Below are 17,292 nucleotides of genomic sequence, written 5' to 3'. Positions count from 1 at the left end.
TCACACGGAACCGGCTGAATCGCTTGGATGGCAGCGCCTTAGCCCCCCAAACCGACCGCCCGGTATCTTCCGCTTTGACATGCCGACCGCTAGAGTGGCGCCACCGCGCAGGAGGATCGTATGGCAACCACGGGCTTGGGCTTCATCGGCCGCACGACCCTCATCATCACTGTGCTGCTCACCCTGGGCGGCTGCGCCACGTTGCGCCAGTTCGGGCCGTCGGTGCAGGTGGCCTCGGTCACGCCCGGCCAGTACATCGCGCTCAAGCGCGGTGACATCCTCACTTCCGGCAAGCTCAGCGCGGCGACCACGGAGACCTTGCGGGTGGCCGGCCTCGACGAAGGCGTCTGCGCCAAACCGGGCCTGCCCTGCATCGAGGCCATGGAAGGCAGCATCGTGGTGCGCGAGGAGGACAAGCGCTCCAGCCTGGCCGAGTTGTGGCTGCAGTATGCGATGACCCTGCCGGCGCCGAAGCGTGAGTACTCGGCATCCGGCCGCGCCAAGAGCGCGATCACCGAACTGGATGCCGATTTCCAACCGCGCCTGGATGCGTGGATGCAGGTCGCGCGCCAGGCCTATGCCTATCTTTTCTTCACCGAGCGCACCGCCAACCAGCGCGGCTTCGAAGATCGCCAGACCCAGGTGCGCGACTACTACAACCTGGCCGTGCAGGAAGCCTCGGTACAGCTGTACGACGCCTATGCCACGGGCCGCGTGCACGGCCAGGCCAGCCACTTCCAGCTGGGCCGCTGGACCTTCGTGCTGGCCCCTTCAGGCGAAGCATCACCGCTGGATACGCGTACCCCTACCGAACTGGTACCGGCGGCCTCGCTGTCGTTCACTGGCACGCTGCGCAGCGTGCATCGCCGCGATGGCTTCGGTGCCGAGCTGGTGGCGGTGATGAACGATCCGGCTGGCAGCACGGCCACCCCGCCTTCGGCAGCGACGCCCGCCGCGCAGGCAAGCACCTCGGCCGCGCAGAGCTGGAGCGAGATGCCCTCCCCTTCAATGACGGTGCTGCTGCGCTTCTCGGGAAAGAACCTGTGGGAAGTGCTGCACGACGACGAGCCGGAGCTGGAGATCCACGATCCCTACCAGGTCACGGAAGTCACCCTGCATGGCCAACAGGTTCCGCTGGCCGCGAACTTCACCGCCGGCTATGCGTTGTGGCTGGCCCGTTCCAACTTCAGCCACCAGTCGCTGCGCTCGCTGTTCGGTGGCAAGGGCGGCATCGACACGCCGCACCTGTACATGATGCAGCCCTACGATCCGAACCGTCGCGTGCTGCTGATGATCCATGGCCTGGCCAGCAGCCCGGAAGCATGGGTGAACGTCGCCAACGAACTGATGCGCGACGACGAGATCCGCCAGGACTTCCAGGTCTGGCAGTTCTACTACCCGACCAACATGCCCATCGCGATGAGCCACGATGCGATGCGTCATACACTGTCCGAAGTGCTCAAGCATTTCGACCCCAGCGGCAAGGCGCAGGCTTCGCATGACATGGTGCTGGTCGGGCACAGCATGGGTGGCGTGATCGCGCGGCTGATGATCTCCTCTTCCGGCGATCATCTGGTCGACACCCTGCTGGAGACTGCGCAGATGACGCCGGCACAGCGTGAACTGCTGCGTACCAAGGGCGCACCGGTGCTGTCTTTCCTGCCGGAACCGGAAGTATCGCGCGTGGTATTCATCGCCACGCCACACCGCGGCACCGACGTGGCGGGCACCCGCCTGGGCCGCTGGATCGGTCGCCTGGTGCGATTGCCGCTGACCGTGCTGGAAGACGTGGCCACCATTGCCAACGATGGTCAGATCGACCGCAATGACGGCAAGCACGGTTACCAGATGAACAGCATCCAGAATCTGGACAAGGACGATCCCTTCGTCCGCGCGGTGGCCGACCTGCCGATGTCGCCGAAGGTGCACTACCACTCGATCATCGCGCGCGCCAAGGCCGATGGGCCGCTGGAAAAAACCGACGACGGGCTGGTGCCCTACTGGAGCTCGCACCTGCCGCACGCGGATTCGGAGAAGGTAATCGTATCCGGGCACAGCGTGCAGGAAGCCACGCCGGCCATCGTCGAACTGCGGCGGATCCTGCATGAAGACATGCAGCAGCATTCGGCCACGGTGAAGTAGCTGCGCGCGGCTGAGGGAAAACCCTCATCGCACGTACGCATCAGCCCTTCTATGCTGGATCCCACCACCCCACTGGAGGTCCGCATGAACACGCAAGAGCCCAGCCGCCAGCCCAGCCCCGACCCGGCCGAGCGCGATGCCTTCTTCCCGTCGCCCTACTCGCTGTCGCAGTTCACATCGCCCAAGAGCAACCTGTCAGGTGCCGACTATCCGGACGCACGCCGCGATGGCCGCTGGAAGGTGCTGATGATCGCTGCGGACGAACGCTATCTGCCCACTGCCAACGGCCACCTGTTCTCCACCGGCAACCATCCGGTGGAAACCCTGCTGCCGATGTACCACCTGGACAAGGCCGGCTTCGACATCGATGTGGCCACGCTGTCCGGCAACGCCGCCAAGTTCGAGTGGTGGGCGTTCCCGCGTGAGGACACGGAGATCGGCGAACTGTACGAACGTTACGCGTCGCGTTTCCGCCAGCCACTGCCGTTGGATGAGGTGGTCGCCGGGCTTGCTGCGGATTCGGACTATGCCGCAGTGTTCATCCCCGGCGGCCATGGCGCCCTGATCGGACTGCCGCAGAGTCGCGCGGTAAAGGCAGCCCTGCACTGGGCGATGGCCGAGCAACGTCACATCATCACCCTTTGCCACGGCCCGGCCGCATTGCTGGCCGCAGGCGTGGACGAGGCCGATGGTGGTTCGCTGTTCCGCGGCTACCGCATCTGTGCCTTCCCCGATGCGATGGACCGGCAGACGCCGGAGATCGGCTACATGCCCGGGCAGCTGCCGTGGTTCTTCGGTGAGCGCCTGGCGCAGCAGGGCGTGCAGATCGTCAATGACGGCATCGATGGCAGCGTGCTGCAGGACCGCCTGCTGCTGACCGGCGACAGCCCGCTGGCCGGTAATGCGCTGGGCAAGCTGGCCGCGCGCACGCTGCTCGACGCCCTGGCCGGGCGCTGAACCGGATGACCGCGCTGGTGCAGGCATTGCTGGAAATGGAACGCGCCCGTTCGCTGAGCGCGGTGGGTGCGGTCCTGCGAGGCATCGCGGCACCACTCGGCTACGACCGCGTGCTGGTGTTCGCCACCGGCACCGGGCTGGAGCGCGGTACACAACGCGTGTACTGGATCGAGGGCGACTGGTTCGGCGATGGCAGCGATACCGACCTTGCGGGCTACCTCCACGCCTGCCCGGTCAATCGCCACGTGCTGGACAGCGACGCGCCGTTCTTCTGGAGCAAGCGCCAGGGCGTTCGCGGCGAACGCTACCAGATAGTGAAGCAGCCACGCGGCGAAGGCCTGCATGGTCTGCAGGTGCCGGTGTTCGGCACCACCGGCCTGGAGGGCGCGATCAGCGTTGCCGGTACGTCGATCGACGCGTCGGCCAGCGCGCGCCTGCAGCTGGCGGCTGCTGCAACCGCAGCATTCCGAGCCGCACGCCATCTGGTCGAATCGCCTGCCGAGCTTTCAGGAAGCGCGTTGAGCACGCGCGAGCGCGAAGTGCTGCGCTGGGTTGCCGCCGGGCGCCGTCAGGCTGAGATCGCGGCCACGCTTGGGCTTTCCACGCGCACGGTGGAGAACCATCTGCGCCACGCGCGCCAACGCCTGGGGGTGGCAACCACCGCGCAGGCGGTACGTGCTGCCAATCGACGCGGCGAGATCGAGGACTGATCGCGGCGAGGCACTTCCGGCGGTTTGGCTCGCGTGTTACACACGCCATGCGCATGTGCGCGATTGCAGAAAGCAAGGATGATGCTTATGAAACTGCAACTGGCCGCGATGGCCGCGTTGGTGGTGGCAACTGCAACCCTGGCTCCGGTGGCGGACGCCAACACAGGGGTCCCGAGAGAGAATGTTTCCTGTGTGCCAGTGAATGTGGACCGCAACCGCGTCCACCACCACTGCACGGAAACCTACACCGATGAATTCGGCAACGTCTACACCGCCGAATACTGGATTGACGAGTACGGCAACCCTTACCTGCGCGACTGAGCCAGGGGGGACTGCGCCGGACCGCCCGCCAGGCCGGCGCGCATGCAGCAGCTGCCGCTTGATCGCATGCGCTATCGGGGGTAGTTGCACGACACCGCGCAGATGCGCGATTGCAGACACAAGGATGATGCCCATGAAACTGCACCTGGCCTCGATGGCCGCACTGATGTTTGCCGTGGGAGCTCTCTCCACGCCGTCCCAGGCCACCGCCGGCGGTGGTGGCGGTGGTCCGGAGAACACGAACTGCGTCCGGGTCAAGATGGGGCCCTATTACCATCAACGTTGCGAAGTGACGTACTTCGACGAGGACGGCACTCCCTACATCCGGGTGTACTGGATTGACCAGAATGGCCAGTGGTACCTGCCTGCCGACTGAGCACCCATGACCTCCTGATCGCGCCCGCGCGATCCGCCGGGCGGCGCTTTCACCGCCCGCCCGGCACCTGCATCCGCCCATCCCGGCATACCGCTGCCCCCACCTTCCATGGCATGCTCCATGAAACCGTTTTCATGGAATGGAGGGATTCCACGATGTTGTCGCGTTTCCGTCGCCCCGCGCTGTGTGCGCTGCTGGCGCTTGCGCTGCCTGCCGTCGCCTGGGCTGCTGCACCGGCGCCACTCAAAGTGATGTCGTTCAACGTACGCACCCCGGCCGATACCGAACCGGGCAAGCGCTGGCCCGACCGCCGCGATGCCATGGTCAAGGTCATCCTCGATGCGCACCCGGCTGTGATTGGCACCCAGGAACTGGTGAAGGAGCAGGCCGACTACCTGTCCGGACACCTGCCCGGCTACCGCTGGTTCGGCGAAGGCCGCCGTGGTGGCAGCGGTGACGAACACATGGGCGTGTTCTACGACAGCAAGGTGCTGGCCATCGAGGAGTCCGGCAACTTCTGGTTGTCCGATACGCCCGACGTACCCGGCAGCATCACCTGGGGCAACCTGTACCCGCGCATGGTCACCTGGGCCCTGTTCCGCCGCCTGGACGATGGCCGTCGTTTCTATTTCATGAATACCCACCTGCCCTACCGCGACGAGGATGAACCGCGCCGGGTGAAGGGTGCCGAGCTGATCGGCAAGCGCGTGCAAGCCCTGCCGGCCGATCTGCCGGTGGTCCTGACGGGTGACTTCAACAGCGAGCCCGGTGGTGACACCTACAAGGCATTCACCCGCCTGCTGCAGGACACCCGTACTCAGGTGAAGGTTCCGCAGGGGCCACGCCTGACCTTCCACGATTTCACCGGCAAGGCCACCGTGCAGCTGGACTGGGTGCTGGTGCGTGGCTTCCATGCACGCAGCTTCCTGACCGATGACCGTCGCATCGACGGCGTGCTGCCGTCGGATCATTTCCCGCTGGTGGTCGAGCTGGACTGGCCTGAGTAGAATCCGGTCGAATCCAAAACAATCATACTGACTGAATGGACACACCTTGGCGCGAAGATGCATCTGTCTTCATTTCTTACGCTTGGGGCGGGCAATTTCATGCAAAGGAATGGATCCGTAGCGACATTGTCCGCAACTTGGATTGGAAGTATCGAGTCTTTTGGGACAGGGACAGCGTCGGTTTTGGTCAAAACATCGACAAGCTGATTGAACGCGCGTTTGCGGAACGCCCACTGATCGTTTTCTGCCTTTGTGACAGCGACTTTCTCTCGGCCATGTCGAGACCCGGCTCAGGATTGAATCGCGAACTGGCTATGCTGGAGAAGCACGTGGATCAGTCCGACGTGCGAATCGTCCCAGTCATCCTCGATGCTGAAGCCCGCACAGCACTCCCTCCTGTTCTACAAGGACGAGCATACCTGGATCTCACCGAACTGCATTCGGAAAGCATTCCATTGGGTGAATTTCTGCTCGCGGCAACCGATGGATCCACGCAAGCCCAGATTACACAGGGGGTACAGCAGCGTCTCGAGTATCACGCACTGAGCAAACGTGCACTTTGCTGGCTTCAGCACCACGGAGTGAGATTTACCGGCTCAGCGAGAACCCATGAAGTTCTCTACAACGGCAGGCTCCTTACGCCACCAGACTGGATGTACGAGAGCCCCGACTGGAACTACATGATTCACGATGACAACGAGGACTTCTGTCCGGCAAAGGGTCGCTGGCTCTGGGACCATAGCGGTCCTTCTCTCGCGATGCGGGCCCTGGGAACTGCTGTTGCTTCGGTGCTGTTCCTTGACCGTTCAAGGCCGGAGCTGCATGGAGCATTCAATTCAGCCGGCTCCGTTCTTGCTGAAGAATTTTTCTGCTACATCAAGTCCCATGAATCATTTCATGTTGATGGAGAAGAGATCATTAGAACGTTACTGAATAGTTCCGATGGCTACCGCGTGATGTCGCGTCTATTCCCACCTGCAGGCCAAGTGTAATTCTGGAAGTGTGGCCATTGCTTCGTTCAGGATCTCAATGCGGTGCAATCTCAATGCCGCGGCTGTCGCGACATCAGCCGGTACAGCGCCTGATGCTGGTTGCGTGCCTGGCAGATGCGGGCACCGACCGCCAGAAACACGGAGATGCCGATCAGGCCCAGCCCCAGCATCTGGTCCGGCAGGCGCATGAAGCCGATCGCAGCCGCCATGGTAGCCAACACCATCAGCACTACGACCGCTACCGACAGCCCTGCGCCAGGCGGTCCCGGATCACCAAACAGCATGCGCTGGGTATCACGTTTGTCGTCGCTCATCGCCATCCCTCCCGGAATCTGCCCCACTAGTTACACCGCAGGCCCCGGTTCTGGCAGAGTCAGAAACGTCATGACTGTGACAACGTCCACAGCAAGCGACGCGCTACCCTCCCTCCATTCCCGATCTGCGGAGGACGTCATGGCGCACCAGAGCCGTCTGGCCGGATTCATCATCGACTGCCAGGACACGCCCGCTGACGAAGGCGCACGCTTCTGGGCGGCCGCCCTCGGCCTGCAGGCGCAGCCATCGTATGGCGAAGATGGCGCCGAGTACGCCGACCTGCAGGGCGCACCCGCGGGCCTGAACGTGGAAGTGCAACGTGTCGCTCACCCCTCACGGGTGCACCTGGACATCGAGAGCGACGACATCGATGCCGAGGCAGATCGACTGGAAAAACTCGGCGCGCGCCGGATCGGCTTCGTCAAACGCTGGTGGGTGATGGAAGCACCCACCGGCCATCGCTTCTGCATCGTGCGCATGCGCGAGCGCGACACACCGGCCAATCACTGGCCCTGACAGAAGAAAGGGACGGAAGCCACTGCTTCCGTCCCCTGCGGTTACTGCACCTTCGCCACGCTCGGCGGCTGCGGTGATTGCCCCCAGCCACCCAGCGCCTTGTACACGCCCACCACGCTGACATTGACCTCGGACTCAGCCGCCGCCAACGCATCGTCGGCCGCCAGCTGCGTGCGCTGCGCATCCAGCAGGGTCAGGAAGTCTTCCGAGCCCTCGCGGTAGCGGATCTGCGCCAGCGACTCAGCCCGGCGTGCCGCCTGCGCCTGCTCGACCACGATCGCCAGCCGCGCCTGCTGCTTGGAATAGCGGGTCAGCGCGTTCTCGGTGTCTTCCAGCGCCAGCAGCACGGCCTGCTCATACTGCGCCGCCACGCCCTCGGCTTCAGCCTTGCTGGCACGCAGGCGTGCACGCACGGTGCCGAAGTCGAACGCGGCCCAGCTCAGCGACGGCGTCAGCGACCAGGCCTTGTTGTTGCCATTGACCAGGCCACTGGCGTCGCCGCCAAGGAAGCCGACGAAACCGGACAGTGACAGCCGCGGGAACAGGTCCGCAGTGGCCACGCCCACCCGCGCGGTGGCAGCGGCCAGGCGACGCTCGGCCACGCGCACGTCGGCGCGTTGGCGCAGCAGCTCGCGGGTATCGCCCAGCGGCAGCGCCTTGGCAAATGCCGGCACGTCGTGCGGCGCAAGCATGGCGGTCAGCGTTTCCGGACGCTGGCCCAGCAGAACCGCCAGGCGATTGCGCGACTGCGTTTCGGCCACTTCCAGCAGCGGAATATCGGCCTCGATCGCCTTCAGCCGGGCGCGACTGCTCTGCACGTCCAGCTCGCTGCCGGCGCCCAGCTCCCAGCGCGCCTCGGTCAGCTTCTGCGTATCGCGCAGGTTGACCAGGGTGTGCTGGGCCACCGCGATGCGCTTCTGCGTACCGCGCAGCTCGAAGTAGTTGCGTGCCACTTCGGCGGCGACCAGTACCTGCGCATCGGCCAGGTTGGCCTGCTCGGCGTCCAGGTCGGCGCGCGCGGCTTCTGCTGCACGGCGCTTGCGGCCGAACAGATCCAGCTCCCAGCCGGCATCGAAGCCGAGCTGGTAGCTTTCACTGAACACCCGCTGCCCACCCAGCTGCGGATCGGGTTGCTTGCGGCGGTCGTAGCCGCCGCCCGCGGTGATGTGCGGGGCCTGGTCGAAGCGGCTTTCGACGAACACCGCGCGGGCCTGGCTGACGCGGGCCACGGCCACGCGCAGGTCCAGGTTGTCCGACAGTGCGCCGTGCACCAGTTCTTCCAGCACCGGATCATCGAACTGCGCCCACCAGCTGGCCACCGGCGAGGTAGTGCTGAACACCGGCTGCTGCGCCCCCTGCAGCACCACCGGTTCCTGCACCGGCGCCTTGTAGTTCGGGCCGACGCTGACACAGCCCGCCAGCACCAGGCTGGAGACGGCCATCGCCAACGTGCGGATCACCATGGCAGCACCTCACCCAGGTAGGTGAAGCTGCCGCTGGCACCGGATTCACCGATGAGTGCCATTTCCACGCTGGAGCGTGCACCTTCGCTGATTTCGATCTCGCCGTTGCCACCGTTCATGTCGGTCTTGACGTAGCCCGGATGCACGGTATTGACCTTGATCGGCGTGTTGCGCAGTTCGTAGGCCAGGCTCAGGGTCCAGCTGTTCACCGCGGCCTTGGAGGCGTTGTACGCCGGAATCTTGAAGTCATAGATGCCCGAGGAGGGATCCGCGTGCAGGGTCTGCGATCCGAGCATGCTGGACACATTGACGATGCGGCCGGACTTGGCCTGCTTGACCAGCGGCAGGAATGCCTGGGTGACCGCCACCAGCGCATACACGTTGGTGTCGAAGGTGCGCTTCCAGGTCTCGAGCGATTGCTCCGACGGCGCCTGCGCGGGATTCTCGATCATGATGCCGGCATTGTTGACCAGGATGTCGAGGCGGCCATGGCGCTGGCGTACCTGCTCGACCGCTTCGGCGATGCTGGCCGCGTCGGTCACGTCCAGTTGCAGGGCTTCGACCGGCAGGCCTTCAGCCTGCAGCTTCAGCGCCAGCTCAACGGCGGTCTCACGCTTGCGACCGGCCAGCAGCGTGTGCACGCCCGCCTGGGCCAGCTGGCGCACGGTTTCCAGGCCGATGCCACGGGTGGCGCCGGTGACCAGCGCGATCTTGTTCTGATGGGTATTCATGGATGCATGCCTTGTGAGGGGGAAGCCGCCGCCGGCCATTGACCGGCGGCGACGGGGTTCCATGTCAGTGGTGGATGGTCGGCTCGCCGTGCTGCACCAGCTGGCCACCACCGTTGCGGGTGACGAACTTGCGCAGGGCCACGTAGAACACCGGGGTGAGGAACAGGCCGAACAGGGTCACGCCCAGCATGCCGGCGAACACGGTGATACCGGTCACCGAGCGCACCTCGGCACCTGCACCGTGCGACAGCACCAGCGGCACGGTGCCGGCGATGAATGCGATGGAGGTCATCACGATCGGGCGCAGGCGCAGGCGGCAGGCTTCCAGCGCAGCTTCAACGATTCCCTTGCCGCCCATCTCCAGTTCTCTGGCGAACTCGACGATCAGGATCGCGTTCTTGCACGCCAGGCCCATCAGCACCACCAGGCCGACCTGCACGAACACGTTGTTGTCACCGCCGGTCAGCCAGACGCCGAACAGCGCGGACAGCAGGGTCATCGGCACGATCAGGATCACCGCCAGCGGCAGCGACCAGCTCTCGTACAGCGCGGCCAGCACCAGGAAGGCCAGCATGATCGCCACCGGGAACACGATGAAGGCGGCTTTGCCCTGGGTCGCCTGCTGGTAGCTCAGGTCGGTCCATTCGGTGGTCATGCCCACCGGCAGCACCTTGCCGGCGATCTCGGTCAGCTTGGTCATCGCCTCGGCCGAGGACAGCAAACGCGGGTCGGCTTCACCGGCCAGGTCCGCTGCCGGGTAACCATTGAAGCGCAGCACCGGGTCCGGGCCGAAGGTCTGCTTGATGGTGACCATCGAACCGATCGGCACCATCTCGCCGCGGTCGTTGCGGGTACGCAGCTTGCCGATGTCCTCGACCGTCTCGCGGAACGGACCGTCTGCCTGGGCGATCACCTGCCAGGTACGGCCGAACTGGTTGAAGTCGTTGACGTAGGCCGAACCCAGGTAGGTCTGCAGGGTGTCGAACAGTTCGGTGAGCTGCACGCCCTGTGCCTTGGCCTTGACGCGGTCGACCTCGGCATCCAGCTGCGGCACGTTGGCCTGGTAGCTGGAAATCGGGAAGGCCATGCCCGGCGTCTGCGCCACGGTGCCCTGCATCGCCTGCACCGCATTCTGCAGCGCGCCGTAGCCCAGGTTGCCGCGGTCCTCGATGAACATCTGGTAGCCGTTGCCGTTGCCCAGGCCGAGGATCGGCGGCGGCATCATCGCGAAGGCGAAGCCTTCCTGCAGGCCGGCGATCTTCTGGTTGATCTCGGCATTGATCTGCGCAGCGGTACGGCCATGACGCTCGGCGAAGGGCTTGAGCGGAATGAACGCCACACCGGTATTGGGCGTATTGGTGAACTGCAGCGCGTTCAAACCCGGGAACGAGATGGTGTGGGCCACGCCATCGGTTTCCTGGGCGATCTTGGCCACCTTGCGCAGCATTTCATCGGTACGCGCGATCGACGAACCTTCCGGCAGCTTCACGCCGGCGATCAGGTACAGCTTGTCCTGGGTCGGGATGAAGCCCGGCGGCACCAGCTTGAAGATCACGCCGGTACCGACCAGCAGGATCGCGTAGACCACGAACACCGCGCCACGTCGGCCGAGGATGCGGGCCACGCCACGCTCGTACTTCTCCGAGCTGGACTTGAAGAAGCGGTTGAACGGGCGGAACACCCAGCCGAACACGCGGTCGATCAGGCGGCTCGGGCCATCCTTCGGTGCGCCGTGGGCCTTCAGCAGGCGCGCGGCCAGGGCCGGCGACAGGGTCAGCGAGTTGATCGCCGAGATCACCGTGGAGATGGCGATGGTGACCGCGAACTGCTTGTAGAACTGGCCGGTGACACCGGACAGGAACGCCATCGGCACGAACACGGCACACAGCACCAGCGCGATCGCCACGATCGGGCCGGACACTTCGCGCATGGCCTGGTGGGCCGCGGCGGTGGGCGACAGACCTTCCTCGATGTTGCGCTCGACGTTCTCCACCACCACGATCGCGTCGTCGACCACGATGCCGATCGCCAGCACCAGGCCGAACAGGCTCAGCGTATTGATCGAGAAGCCCAGCAGGTACAGCGCGGCGAAGGTACCCACCACCGACACCGGCACCGCGATCAACGGGATGATCGAGGCACGCCAGGTCTGCAGGAACAGGATCACCACCAGCACCACCAGCGCGATCGCTTCCAGCAGCGTGGAGACCACGGCCTTGATCGAGTCGCGCACGAAGATGGTGGTGTCATACACCGCTTCGTACTTCACGTCGGCCGGCATGGTCTTCTGCATCTCGTCCATCGTCGAGATGACCTGGTCACGGATTTCCAGCGCGTTCGCACCCGGCGACTGGAAGATGCCGATACCGACCGCGTTCTTGCCGTCCAGCTGCGAGCGCAGGGTGTAGTCGCCCGCACCCAGTTCCAGGCGGGCCACGTCGGACAGGCGCACGATCTCGCCATCGGTGCCGCTCTTGAGCACGATGTCGCCGAATTCCTTTTCGGTCTTCAGCCGGCCCTGGGCATTGATCAGGGTCAGGAACTTGCTGTCCGGCAGCGGTTCGGCGCCGAGCTGGCCGGCCGACACCTGCACGTTCTGCTCGCGCATGGCGCGCACCACGTCGCTGGCGGTCAGGCCGCGCGAAGCCACCTTGTCCGGATCCAGCCAGGCGCGCATGGCGTAGTCGCCACCACCGAAGATCTGCGCATCACCGACGCCCGGAATGCGCGCCAGCGCATCCTTGACGTGCAGGCGGGCGTAGTTGCGCAGGTACAGGGTGTCGTACTTGCCTTGCGGGGAGGTCAGGTGCACCACCATCAGGAAGGTCGGCGACTGCTTCTGCGTGGTCACGCCCTGCCGGCGCACGTCCTCGGGCAGGCGCGCCTGCGCCTGCGCCACGCGGTTCTGCACCTTCACCGCCGCTGCGTCCGGGTCGGTGCCCGGGCGGAAGGTGACGGTCATCTGCAGCACGCCGTCGGAACCGGCGACCGACTTCAGGTACATCATGCCTTCGACGCCGTTGATGGCTTCTTCAAGCGGCGTGGCGACGGTCTCGGCAATGACCTTGGGGTTGGCGCCCGGATAGACCGTGCGCACGACCACCGACGGCGGCACCACTTCCGGGTACTCGCTGATCGGCAGGATTGGAATCGTGATCAGGCCTGCGGCGAAGATCACGATCGACAGCACCGCCGCGAAGATCGGCCTGTCGATGAAGAAACGGGAAAAGTCCATGGAGGAATTCCTGGGAAAGGCATTCGGCGGGCAACAGCCACCCTGCCCCTCGCCGAAATGACGAAGGCAGGGAAGGCTGCCGCTGGCGCCGGCAGCTAAGCGGGGACGCGGATCAGTGCTTCAGGGCGGCGGTGGCATCGCGGCCCGGTGCCGGCGCCGGCTGTGCCTGCATCGCCACCGCCTTGGCCTGCACCGGCATGCCCGGCATGAAGACCTTCTGCACGCCGTCGATGATCACCTTGTCGCCCGCGGCCAGGCCGTGTTCGACAATGCGCAGGCCATCAGCGGTGCGACCGAGCTGGATGTCGCGGCGCTGGGCCTTGCCATCCTTGTCGACCACGTAGACGTACTTGCGGTCCTGGTCGGTCAGCACGGCCCTGTCATCGATCAGCAGCGCCTGGAACTGGCCGCTGCCGAGCAGCTGCACGCGGGCGAACAGGCCCGGCGTGAACTGGCGGTCGGCGTTGTCCAGCAGTGCGCGGACGCGGATGGTGCCGGTGCTGCGGGCGACCTGGTTGTCGAGGAAGTCGACCTTGCCCGAGTGCGGGTAGCCCTCTTCGCCGGACAGGCCAACCTTCACCGGCAGTTCGCTGTCACGCTCGCTCGGGCGCTCGCCCTTGCGTGCCATCTGGGCGTAGCGCAGGAAGGTGCTTTCGTCGGCATCGAAGTAGACAAAGACGGTATCCAGCGAGACCAGCGTGGTCAGTACGCTGGCACTGTCGCCGGCGGTGACCAGGTTGCCGGCGGTGACCATCGCGCGACCGGCACGGCCGTCGATCGGTGCACGCACCTTGGTGAACTCCAGGTTGAGCCGGGCCGCGTCCAGCGCAGCCTGCGCGGCCTGCACGGCGGCACCGGACTGGTCGGCGGCCGCGCGACGCTGTTCGGCGGTCTCGGTGGAGATCGCCTGCTGCTCGGACAGTCGCTTGGCGCGCTCGGACTCGCTGCGGGCCAGCGTGGCCTGGGTGCGGGCGCGGGCCAGCTCGGCAGCCGCTCGATCGTACTCGGCCTGGTAGCTGCGCGCGTCGATGGTGAAGAGCACTTCGCCCTTCTTCACTTCCTGGCCTTCGACGTAGTTGACCTTGTCGATGTAGCCGGACACGCGCGGGCGCAGTTCAACGCTCTGCACCGCTTCGACGCGGCCGCTGAACTCGTCCCACTGGCTGACCTGCTTGACCAGTACCGGCGCGGCGCTGACCTGCGGCGGCGGCGGTGCACCGGCTTCTTCGGCGTGGCCGCCGCTGCAGGCCGCAAGCACGGCTGCGGCGAGGATCGACACGCCGACCATCGCAATGCGATGGCCGAAACGATGTGGGGTGGTATTGGGGGAAGTCATGGCATGCATCCGTACGGAGGGGTGGTACAGCTATATGAGAACGTGTTGCAAAAATCGGCGGCGTATCCTGCGACCTCAACCATGGTCGAGGTCAAGCGACGCCTGCGGTATCGCGCCACAAAGGGGGAACTTCCAGGTGCAGCAGGCCGCGCGGCAGTTCGGCATCGCTGCTGTCACAGCGGACGATGGCACGGTTGTCGCGGCAACCATCCAGCAGCGACACAACGCGGCGACCCACCAGCAGCGAGCTGGGCCACTCGATGCAGGCATTGGCCGCATTGGCCGGGGTGCACACCGGGCTGCAGACTTCCAGCATCTGCGCGCGCACGCCCAGCGCCTGCGCTTCCTGGTGCACGACCTGCGCGTACATGCGCAGCGCGGCGGTGGTGATCGAGGTCTCGCCGTAGCCCGCCCATGGCTTGGCGTTGGCCGGGCTGCCGATCATCACGTAGCGGCGCGCATGCACGTTGTCCTGCAGCAGCGGCAGCAGGTGACGCACCGCGTGCACGTGCGGCATCAGATCGGCCTGCATCGCGCCCATCAGTTCGTCACCGTTGCGGTCGACCACGCGACCGCGGCGGTACGGTCCACCCATTGCGGCGATCACCGCCGCCAACGGGCGCGGGCGCTGCGCGATGCGTTCGGCCAGCGCGCGCGCCGATCCGTCGTCGCTGAGCGACCCCAGCAGCGTCTCCAGGCCCGGCTCGTCAGCGAACTGCTCGTGCAGCGCCGCCAGCCGGCCCGGATCGCGGCCGACAACCAGCACCGGGCTGCCGGCCTCCAGCAGCGCGCCAACCACACCCTGGCCGACGGCACCGGTGCCGCCCAGGACCAGGACTTCAGGCGTCAGCATCCCATTCACGGGACATTTCCTCCCAAATCCGGGATAGTCCCGATTCGGCGCAGGCGGTCACCCTTGTGAGCGGCCAGGCGGATGGCACCGCCACGCTGCTGACGCATGGGCGCGGTAAACTCACGAAAGTCCTTGTGTACCAAGGAACTCGGACGGGCTTCGACGGTCATCGCCAGGTCCAGGGTGTTCTGGCCGGCATTCCGGAGTCGGGCAAGAATGTTGCGCAGGCTCATGGCGGACGGGCTCCAATTAACGAATGGCGCCACGATAGACCTCAAACCTTTACTTGATTAGTCCTGATTAAGGGGAATAATCATCCCGCTCCCGGTCCAATCGTTCTGTCACGATTGTCCCATCCCCGACGTCCAGGATCCCCGACCATGTCCCACGATCTCAACGAGACGCTGATCTTCGTCAAAGTGGTCGAGCAAGGCAGCTTCATTGCCGCTGCCAAATCGCTCGGCCTGCCCAAGACCACGGTCAGCCGCAAAGTGCAGGAGCTGGAAACGCGCCTGGGCGCGCGCCTGCTGCACCGGACCACGCGCCGCCTCGGCCTGACCGAAGCCGGTTCGATCTACCACGAACATTGCCAGCGCATCGCGCGCGAACTGGAAGAGGCCGAGAGCGCGGTAAGCCAGCTGCAGTCCGGCCCGCGCGGCTGGCTGCGCTTCACCGTGCCCTATTCGATCGGCATCACCTGGATCGCCCCGCTGCTGGGCCAGTTCCATGCGCAGTATCCGGAGATCCGCCTGGACATGCACATGGGCAACGAAAAGCTGGACCTGATTGCCGGCGAAGCGGACCTTGCGCTGCGCGTGGGTGCCCTGCCCGATTCGAACCTGGTCGCGCGCAAGCTGGGCAGCCTGCGCACGCAGGTATTCGCCAGCCCGGCCTACATCGAGCGCTACGGCGAGCCGCTGCATCCGGAGGAGCTGCAGTTCCATCGCATCCTGGCGATGCGCAAGCCGTACCACACCGGAAATTCGCCGCGCTTCACCTGGCAGCTGGGCGAGAACGGCGGCGAGCTGCGTGACTTCCCGGTCACCCCGCTGATGACCGCCAACGACATGTCTGCGTTGAATGGTGCATTGGTCTGTGGCGAAGGCCTGCTGCTGACCGGCGACGTGATGGCCAAGCCGTTCGTTGAATCGGGCATGGTGCGCCGCGTGCTGGCCGGCTGGACCGGCCCGGAAGTGGACTTCAACGCCGTGTTCGCCGGCGGCCGCCTGGTCTCGCCGAAGGTGCGTGCGTTCGTCGACTTCCTGGTCGAAAAGCTCAACTTTGACGCCAATTACATGCTGGCGCAGTGCCCGGGCGCTAAGCTGGCGCAGCAGCAGAAGGAAAAGGAAGACGCCGCTCTGGAAAGCAGCGGCAAGCGGATCCTGGAGAAGGTGGCCGCTTCTGCGGCGTAGCCTGCAACAAGAGCGCCTACCCATCTCCTGGTAGTTGCCGACCTTGGTCGGCATGGCTTACAGAGGGATGCGCTATCGGCGTGCCGAGCAACGCTCGGCACCCACAAAAATGCCGCCTGCAAGGGCGGCATTTTCGTTCCGGCCGATGGCCGGACCGGCTCAAGCAGTAACGCTACGCGTTATTGCTTGAGCGGAATCACCCGGATCTCGACGCGGCGGTTCTTGGCGCGGCCGGCGTCGGTGCTGTTGTCGGCAATCGGGTACGACTTGCCGGCGCCCAGCGTTTCGATGCGCACGCTCTGCACGCCCTGGCCGATCAGGTACTGCGCGACCGAGTCGGCACGTTCCTTCGACAGGCGGTTGTTGACCGCATCGCTGCCGATGCTGTCGGTGTGGCCGACCACTTCGATCATGGTCTGGTTGTAGTCACGCAGGGTGCCTGCCACGCCATTGAGCGCGCCGTAGAACTGCGGCTTCAGGGTCGACTTGCCGAAGTCGAAAGTGATGCCGTCCGGCAGGTTCAGCATGATGTTGTCGCCCTGGCGCTGCACATCGATGCCGGTGTTGGCAGTGCGCTCGCGCAGTGCGCGTTCCTGGCGATCCTGGTACTGGCCGACGGCGGCGCCGCTGAGCGCACCGATACCGGCGCCGATCAGGGCATGCTGGCGGCGCTCGGTGGCGCTGTCGCCGGTCAGCAGGCCGGCTGCCACGCCGATGGCGGTACCGATCAGGGCGTTGCGCCCGGTGCGGTTCTGCTGCTCGGTGGGGTTGCCGTACTGGTCACTCTGTACGTAGGAGCCGCCGGTGGCGCAGGCCGACAGGACGGCCGCGCTCATCAGGGCCAGTGCGACGTTGCGGGTGGTGTTGCGGATCATGAGGTTCTCCTTGGTTTCCGGTCGGCCGGCGGCCTGCGGGCGCAAAGAGAA

The 17,292-nt window shown here is 65.4% G+C and carries 17 protein-coding genes; 9 read left to right on the top strand and 8 right to left on the bottom strand.

The genetic code is table 11. The features are described 5' to 3' along the window. The first annotated feature begins 120 nt into the window (after window positions 1-120). The 7 genes from AC5P99_RS08150 (at window position 121) to AC5P99_RS08120 (ending at window position 6,505) form a co-directional block, all read left to right on the top strand. Window positions 121-2,142: an esterase/lipase family protein gene (locus tag AC5P99_RS08150; RefSeq protein WP_088435611.1), complete on the top strand. Its 2,022-nt coding sequence runs from the start codon at window positions 121-123 to the stop codon at window positions 2,140-2,142. Between the two features lie 84 nt (window positions 2,143-2,226). Beyond that, the gene (gene hchA, locus AC5P99_RS08145; RefSeq protein ID WP_049449252.1) at window positions 2,227-3,099 is read left to right on the top strand and encodes a glyoxalase III HchA; all 873 of its coding nucleotides are present in this window, start codon (window positions 2,227-2,229) and stop codon (window positions 3,097-3,099) included. A gap of 5 nt (window positions 3,100-3,104) precedes the next feature. Beyond that, window positions 3,105-3,809, top strand: a complete 705-nt coding sequence (locus AC5P99_RS08140; RefSeq protein ID WP_049449221.1) for a PA1136 family autoinducer-binding transcriptional regulator — start codon at window positions 3,105-3,107, stop codon at window positions 3,807-3,809. Window positions 3,810-3,896: 87 nt separating this feature from the next. After that, the gene (locus tag AC5P99_RS08135; RefSeq protein ID WP_006433851.1) at window positions 3,897-4,130 is read left to right on the top strand and encodes a hypothetical protein; all 234 of its coding nucleotides are present in this window, start codon (window positions 3,897-3,899) and stop codon (window positions 4,128-4,130) included. Window positions 4,131-4,263: 133 nt separating this feature from the next. Continuing rightward, the gene (locus tag AC5P99_RS08130) at window positions 4,264-4,506 is read left to right on the top strand and encodes a hypothetical protein (RefSeq protein ID WP_005409117.1); all 243 of its coding nucleotides are present in this window, start codon (window positions 4,264-4,266) and stop codon (window positions 4,504-4,506) included. A gap of 155 nt (window positions 4,507-4,661) precedes the next feature. Then, window positions 4,662-5,513, top strand: a complete 852-nt coding sequence (locus AC5P99_RS08125; RefSeq protein ID WP_088435612.1) for an endonuclease/exonuclease/phosphatase family protein — start codon at window positions 4,662-4,664, stop codon at window positions 5,511-5,513. Window positions 5,514-5,548: 35 nt separating this feature from the next. Then, window positions 5,549-6,505 carry a toll/interleukin-1 receptor domain-containing protein gene (locus tag AC5P99_RS08120; protein ID WP_088435613.1) on the top strand — a complete coding sequence of 319 codons (957 nt, stop codon included), beginning with the start codon at window positions 5,549-5,551 and terminating at the stop codon, window positions 6,503-6,505. A 50-nt stretch (window positions 6,506-6,555) separates the two neighbouring features. Here AC5P99_RS08120 and AC5P99_RS08115 read toward each other — a convergent pair whose 3' ends face one another. Next, window positions 6,556-6,819, bottom strand: a complete 264-nt coding sequence (locus AC5P99_RS08115; protein ID WP_049395953.1) for a hypothetical protein — start codon at window positions 6,817-6,819, stop codon at window positions 6,556-6,558. A 139-nt stretch (window positions 6,820-6,958) separates the two neighbouring features. On the opposite strand from AC5P99_RS08115, the gene AC5P99_RS08110 reads away from it, so the two are divergent. Beyond that, window positions 6,959-7,336 (top strand): VOC family protein, encoded by a 378-nt coding sequence (locus AC5P99_RS08110; protein WP_005409114.1) that lies wholly within the window; start codon window positions 6,959-6,961, stop codon window positions 7,334-7,336. Window positions 7,337-7,377: 41 nt separating this feature from the next. Here the strand turns inward: AC5P99_RS08110 and AC5P99_RS08105 are convergent, their stop codons facing one another. From AC5P99_RS08105 to AC5P99_RS08080, 6 genes are all read right to left on the bottom strand, one after another. Beyond that, complete coding sequence (locus AC5P99_RS08105) at window positions 7,378-8,799, bottom strand: efflux transporter outer membrane subunit (protein WP_088435614.1); 1,422 nt, start codon at window positions 8,797-8,799, stop codon at window positions 7,378-7,380. Then, on the bottom strand, window positions 8,793-9,530 hold the full coding sequence (locus AC5P99_RS08100) for an SDR family oxidoreductase (RefSeq protein ID WP_005409112.1): 738 nt from the start codon (window positions 9,528-9,530) through the stop codon (window positions 8,793-8,795). Before AC5P99_RS08100 ends, AC5P99_RS08105 begins: the two co-directional genes overlap by 7 nt. Window positions 9,531-9,594: 64 nt before the next feature. Beyond that, window positions 9,595-12,765 (bottom strand): efflux RND transporter permease subunit, encoded by a 3,171-nt coding sequence (locus AC5P99_RS08095; RefSeq protein ID WP_495213022.1) that lies wholly within the window; start codon window positions 12,763-12,765, stop codon window positions 9,595-9,597. A 112-nt stretch (window positions 12,766-12,877) separates the two neighbouring features. Further along, window positions 12,878-14,101, bottom strand: coding sequence for an efflux RND transporter periplasmic adaptor subunit (locus tag AC5P99_RS08090; protein WP_495213021.1), 1,224 nt, complete (start codon window positions 14,099-14,101; stop codon window positions 12,878-12,880). 91 nt (window positions 14,102-14,192) lie between these two features. After that, window positions 14,193-14,963: an SDR family NAD(P)-dependent oxidoreductase gene (locus AC5P99_RS08085; protein WP_005409109.1), complete on the bottom strand. Its 771-nt coding sequence runs from the start codon at window positions 14,961-14,963 to the stop codon at window positions 14,193-14,195. Then, a complete protein-coding gene (locus AC5P99_RS08080) occupies window positions 14,960-15,187 on the bottom strand; it encodes a hypothetical protein (RefSeq protein ID WP_088435616.1) in 228 nt (75 codons plus the stop codon). Before AC5P99_RS08080 ends, AC5P99_RS08085 begins: the two co-directional genes overlap by 4 nt. A gap of 147 nt (window positions 15,188-15,334) precedes the next feature. On the opposite strand from AC5P99_RS08080, the gene AC5P99_RS08075 reads away from it, so the two are divergent. Continuing rightward, a complete protein-coding gene (locus tag AC5P99_RS08075; protein WP_005409107.1) occupies window positions 15,335-16,366 on the top strand; it encodes a LysR family transcriptional regulator in 1,032 nt (343 codons plus the stop codon). Between the two features lie 179 nt (window positions 16,367-16,545). Here the strand turns inward: AC5P99_RS08075 and AC5P99_RS08070 are convergent, their stop codons facing one another. Then, on the bottom strand, window positions 16,546-17,241 hold the full coding sequence (locus tag AC5P99_RS08070) for a YiaD family glycine zipper/OmpA-like lipoprotein (RefSeq protein WP_005409106.1): 696 nt from the start codon (window positions 17,239-17,241) through the stop codon (window positions 16,546-16,548). Between the last annotated feature and the right edge of the window lie 51 nt (window positions 17,242-17,292).

It is taken from the genome of Stenotrophomonas sp. YJH_SMC_80, from assembly GCF_059372495.1.
Note: the sequence above shows the minus strand (reverse complement) of the source record. Positions and strands in the feature narration are given on the sequence as shown.

Coding starts and splice junctions, on each gene's coding strand:
- AC5P99_RS08150 (WP_088435611.1), top strand. CDS start 121: ATGGCAACCACGGGCTTGGGCTTCATCGGCCGCACGACCCTCATCATC.
- hchA (WP_049449252.1), top strand. CDS start 2,227: ATGAACACGCAAGAGCCCAGCCGCCAGCCCAGCCCCGACCCGGCCGAG.
- AC5P99_RS08140 (WP_049449221.1), top strand. CDS start 3,105: ATGACCGCGCTGGTGCAGGCATTGCTGGAAATGGAACGCGCCCGTTCG.
- AC5P99_RS08135 (WP_006433851.1), top strand. CDS start 3,897: ATGAAACTGCAACTGGCCGCGATGGCCGCGTTGGTGGTGGCAACTGCA.
- AC5P99_RS08130 (WP_005409117.1), top strand. CDS start 4,264: ATGAAACTGCACCTGGCCTCGATGGCCGCACTGATGTTTGCCGTGGGA.
- AC5P99_RS08125 (WP_088435612.1), top strand. CDS start 4,662: ATGTTGTCGCGTTTCCGTCGCCCCGCGCTGTGTGCGCTGCTGGCGCTT.
- AC5P99_RS08120 (WP_088435613.1), top strand. CDS start 5,549: ATGGACACACCTTGGCGCGAAGATGCATCTGTCTTCATTTCTTACGCT.
- AC5P99_RS08115 (WP_049395953.1), bottom strand. CDS start 6,819: ATGAGCGACGACAAACGTGATACCCAGCGCATGCTGTTTGGTGATCCG.
- AC5P99_RS08110 (WP_005409114.1), top strand. CDS start 6,959: ATGGCGCACCAGAGCCGTCTGGCCGGATTCATCATCGACTGCCAGGAC.
- AC5P99_RS08105 (WP_088435614.1), bottom strand. CDS start 8,799: ATGGTGATCCGCACGTTGGCGATGGCCGTCTCCAGCCTGGTGCTGGCG.
- AC5P99_RS08100 (WP_005409112.1), bottom strand. CDS start 9,530: ATGAATACCCATCAGAACAAGATCGCGCTGGTCACCGGCGCCACCCGT.
- AC5P99_RS08095 (WP_495213022.1), bottom strand. CDS start 12,765: ATGGACTTTTCCCGTTTCTTCATCGACAGGCCGATCTTCGCGGCGGTG.
- AC5P99_RS08090 (WP_495213021.1), bottom strand. CDS start 14,101: ATGACTTCCCCCAATACCACCCCACATCGTTTCGGCCATCGCATTGCG.
- AC5P99_RS08080 (WP_088435616.1), bottom strand. CDS start 15,187: ATGAGCCTGCGCAACATTCTTGCCCGACTCCGGAATGCCGGCCAGAAC.
- AC5P99_RS08075 (WP_005409107.1), top strand. CDS start 15,335: ATGTCCCACGATCTCAACGAGACGCTGATCTTCGTCAAAGTGGTCGAG.
- AC5P99_RS08070 (WP_005409106.1), bottom strand. CDS start 17,241: ATGATCCGCAACACCACCCGCAACGTCGCACTGGCCCTGATGAGCGCG.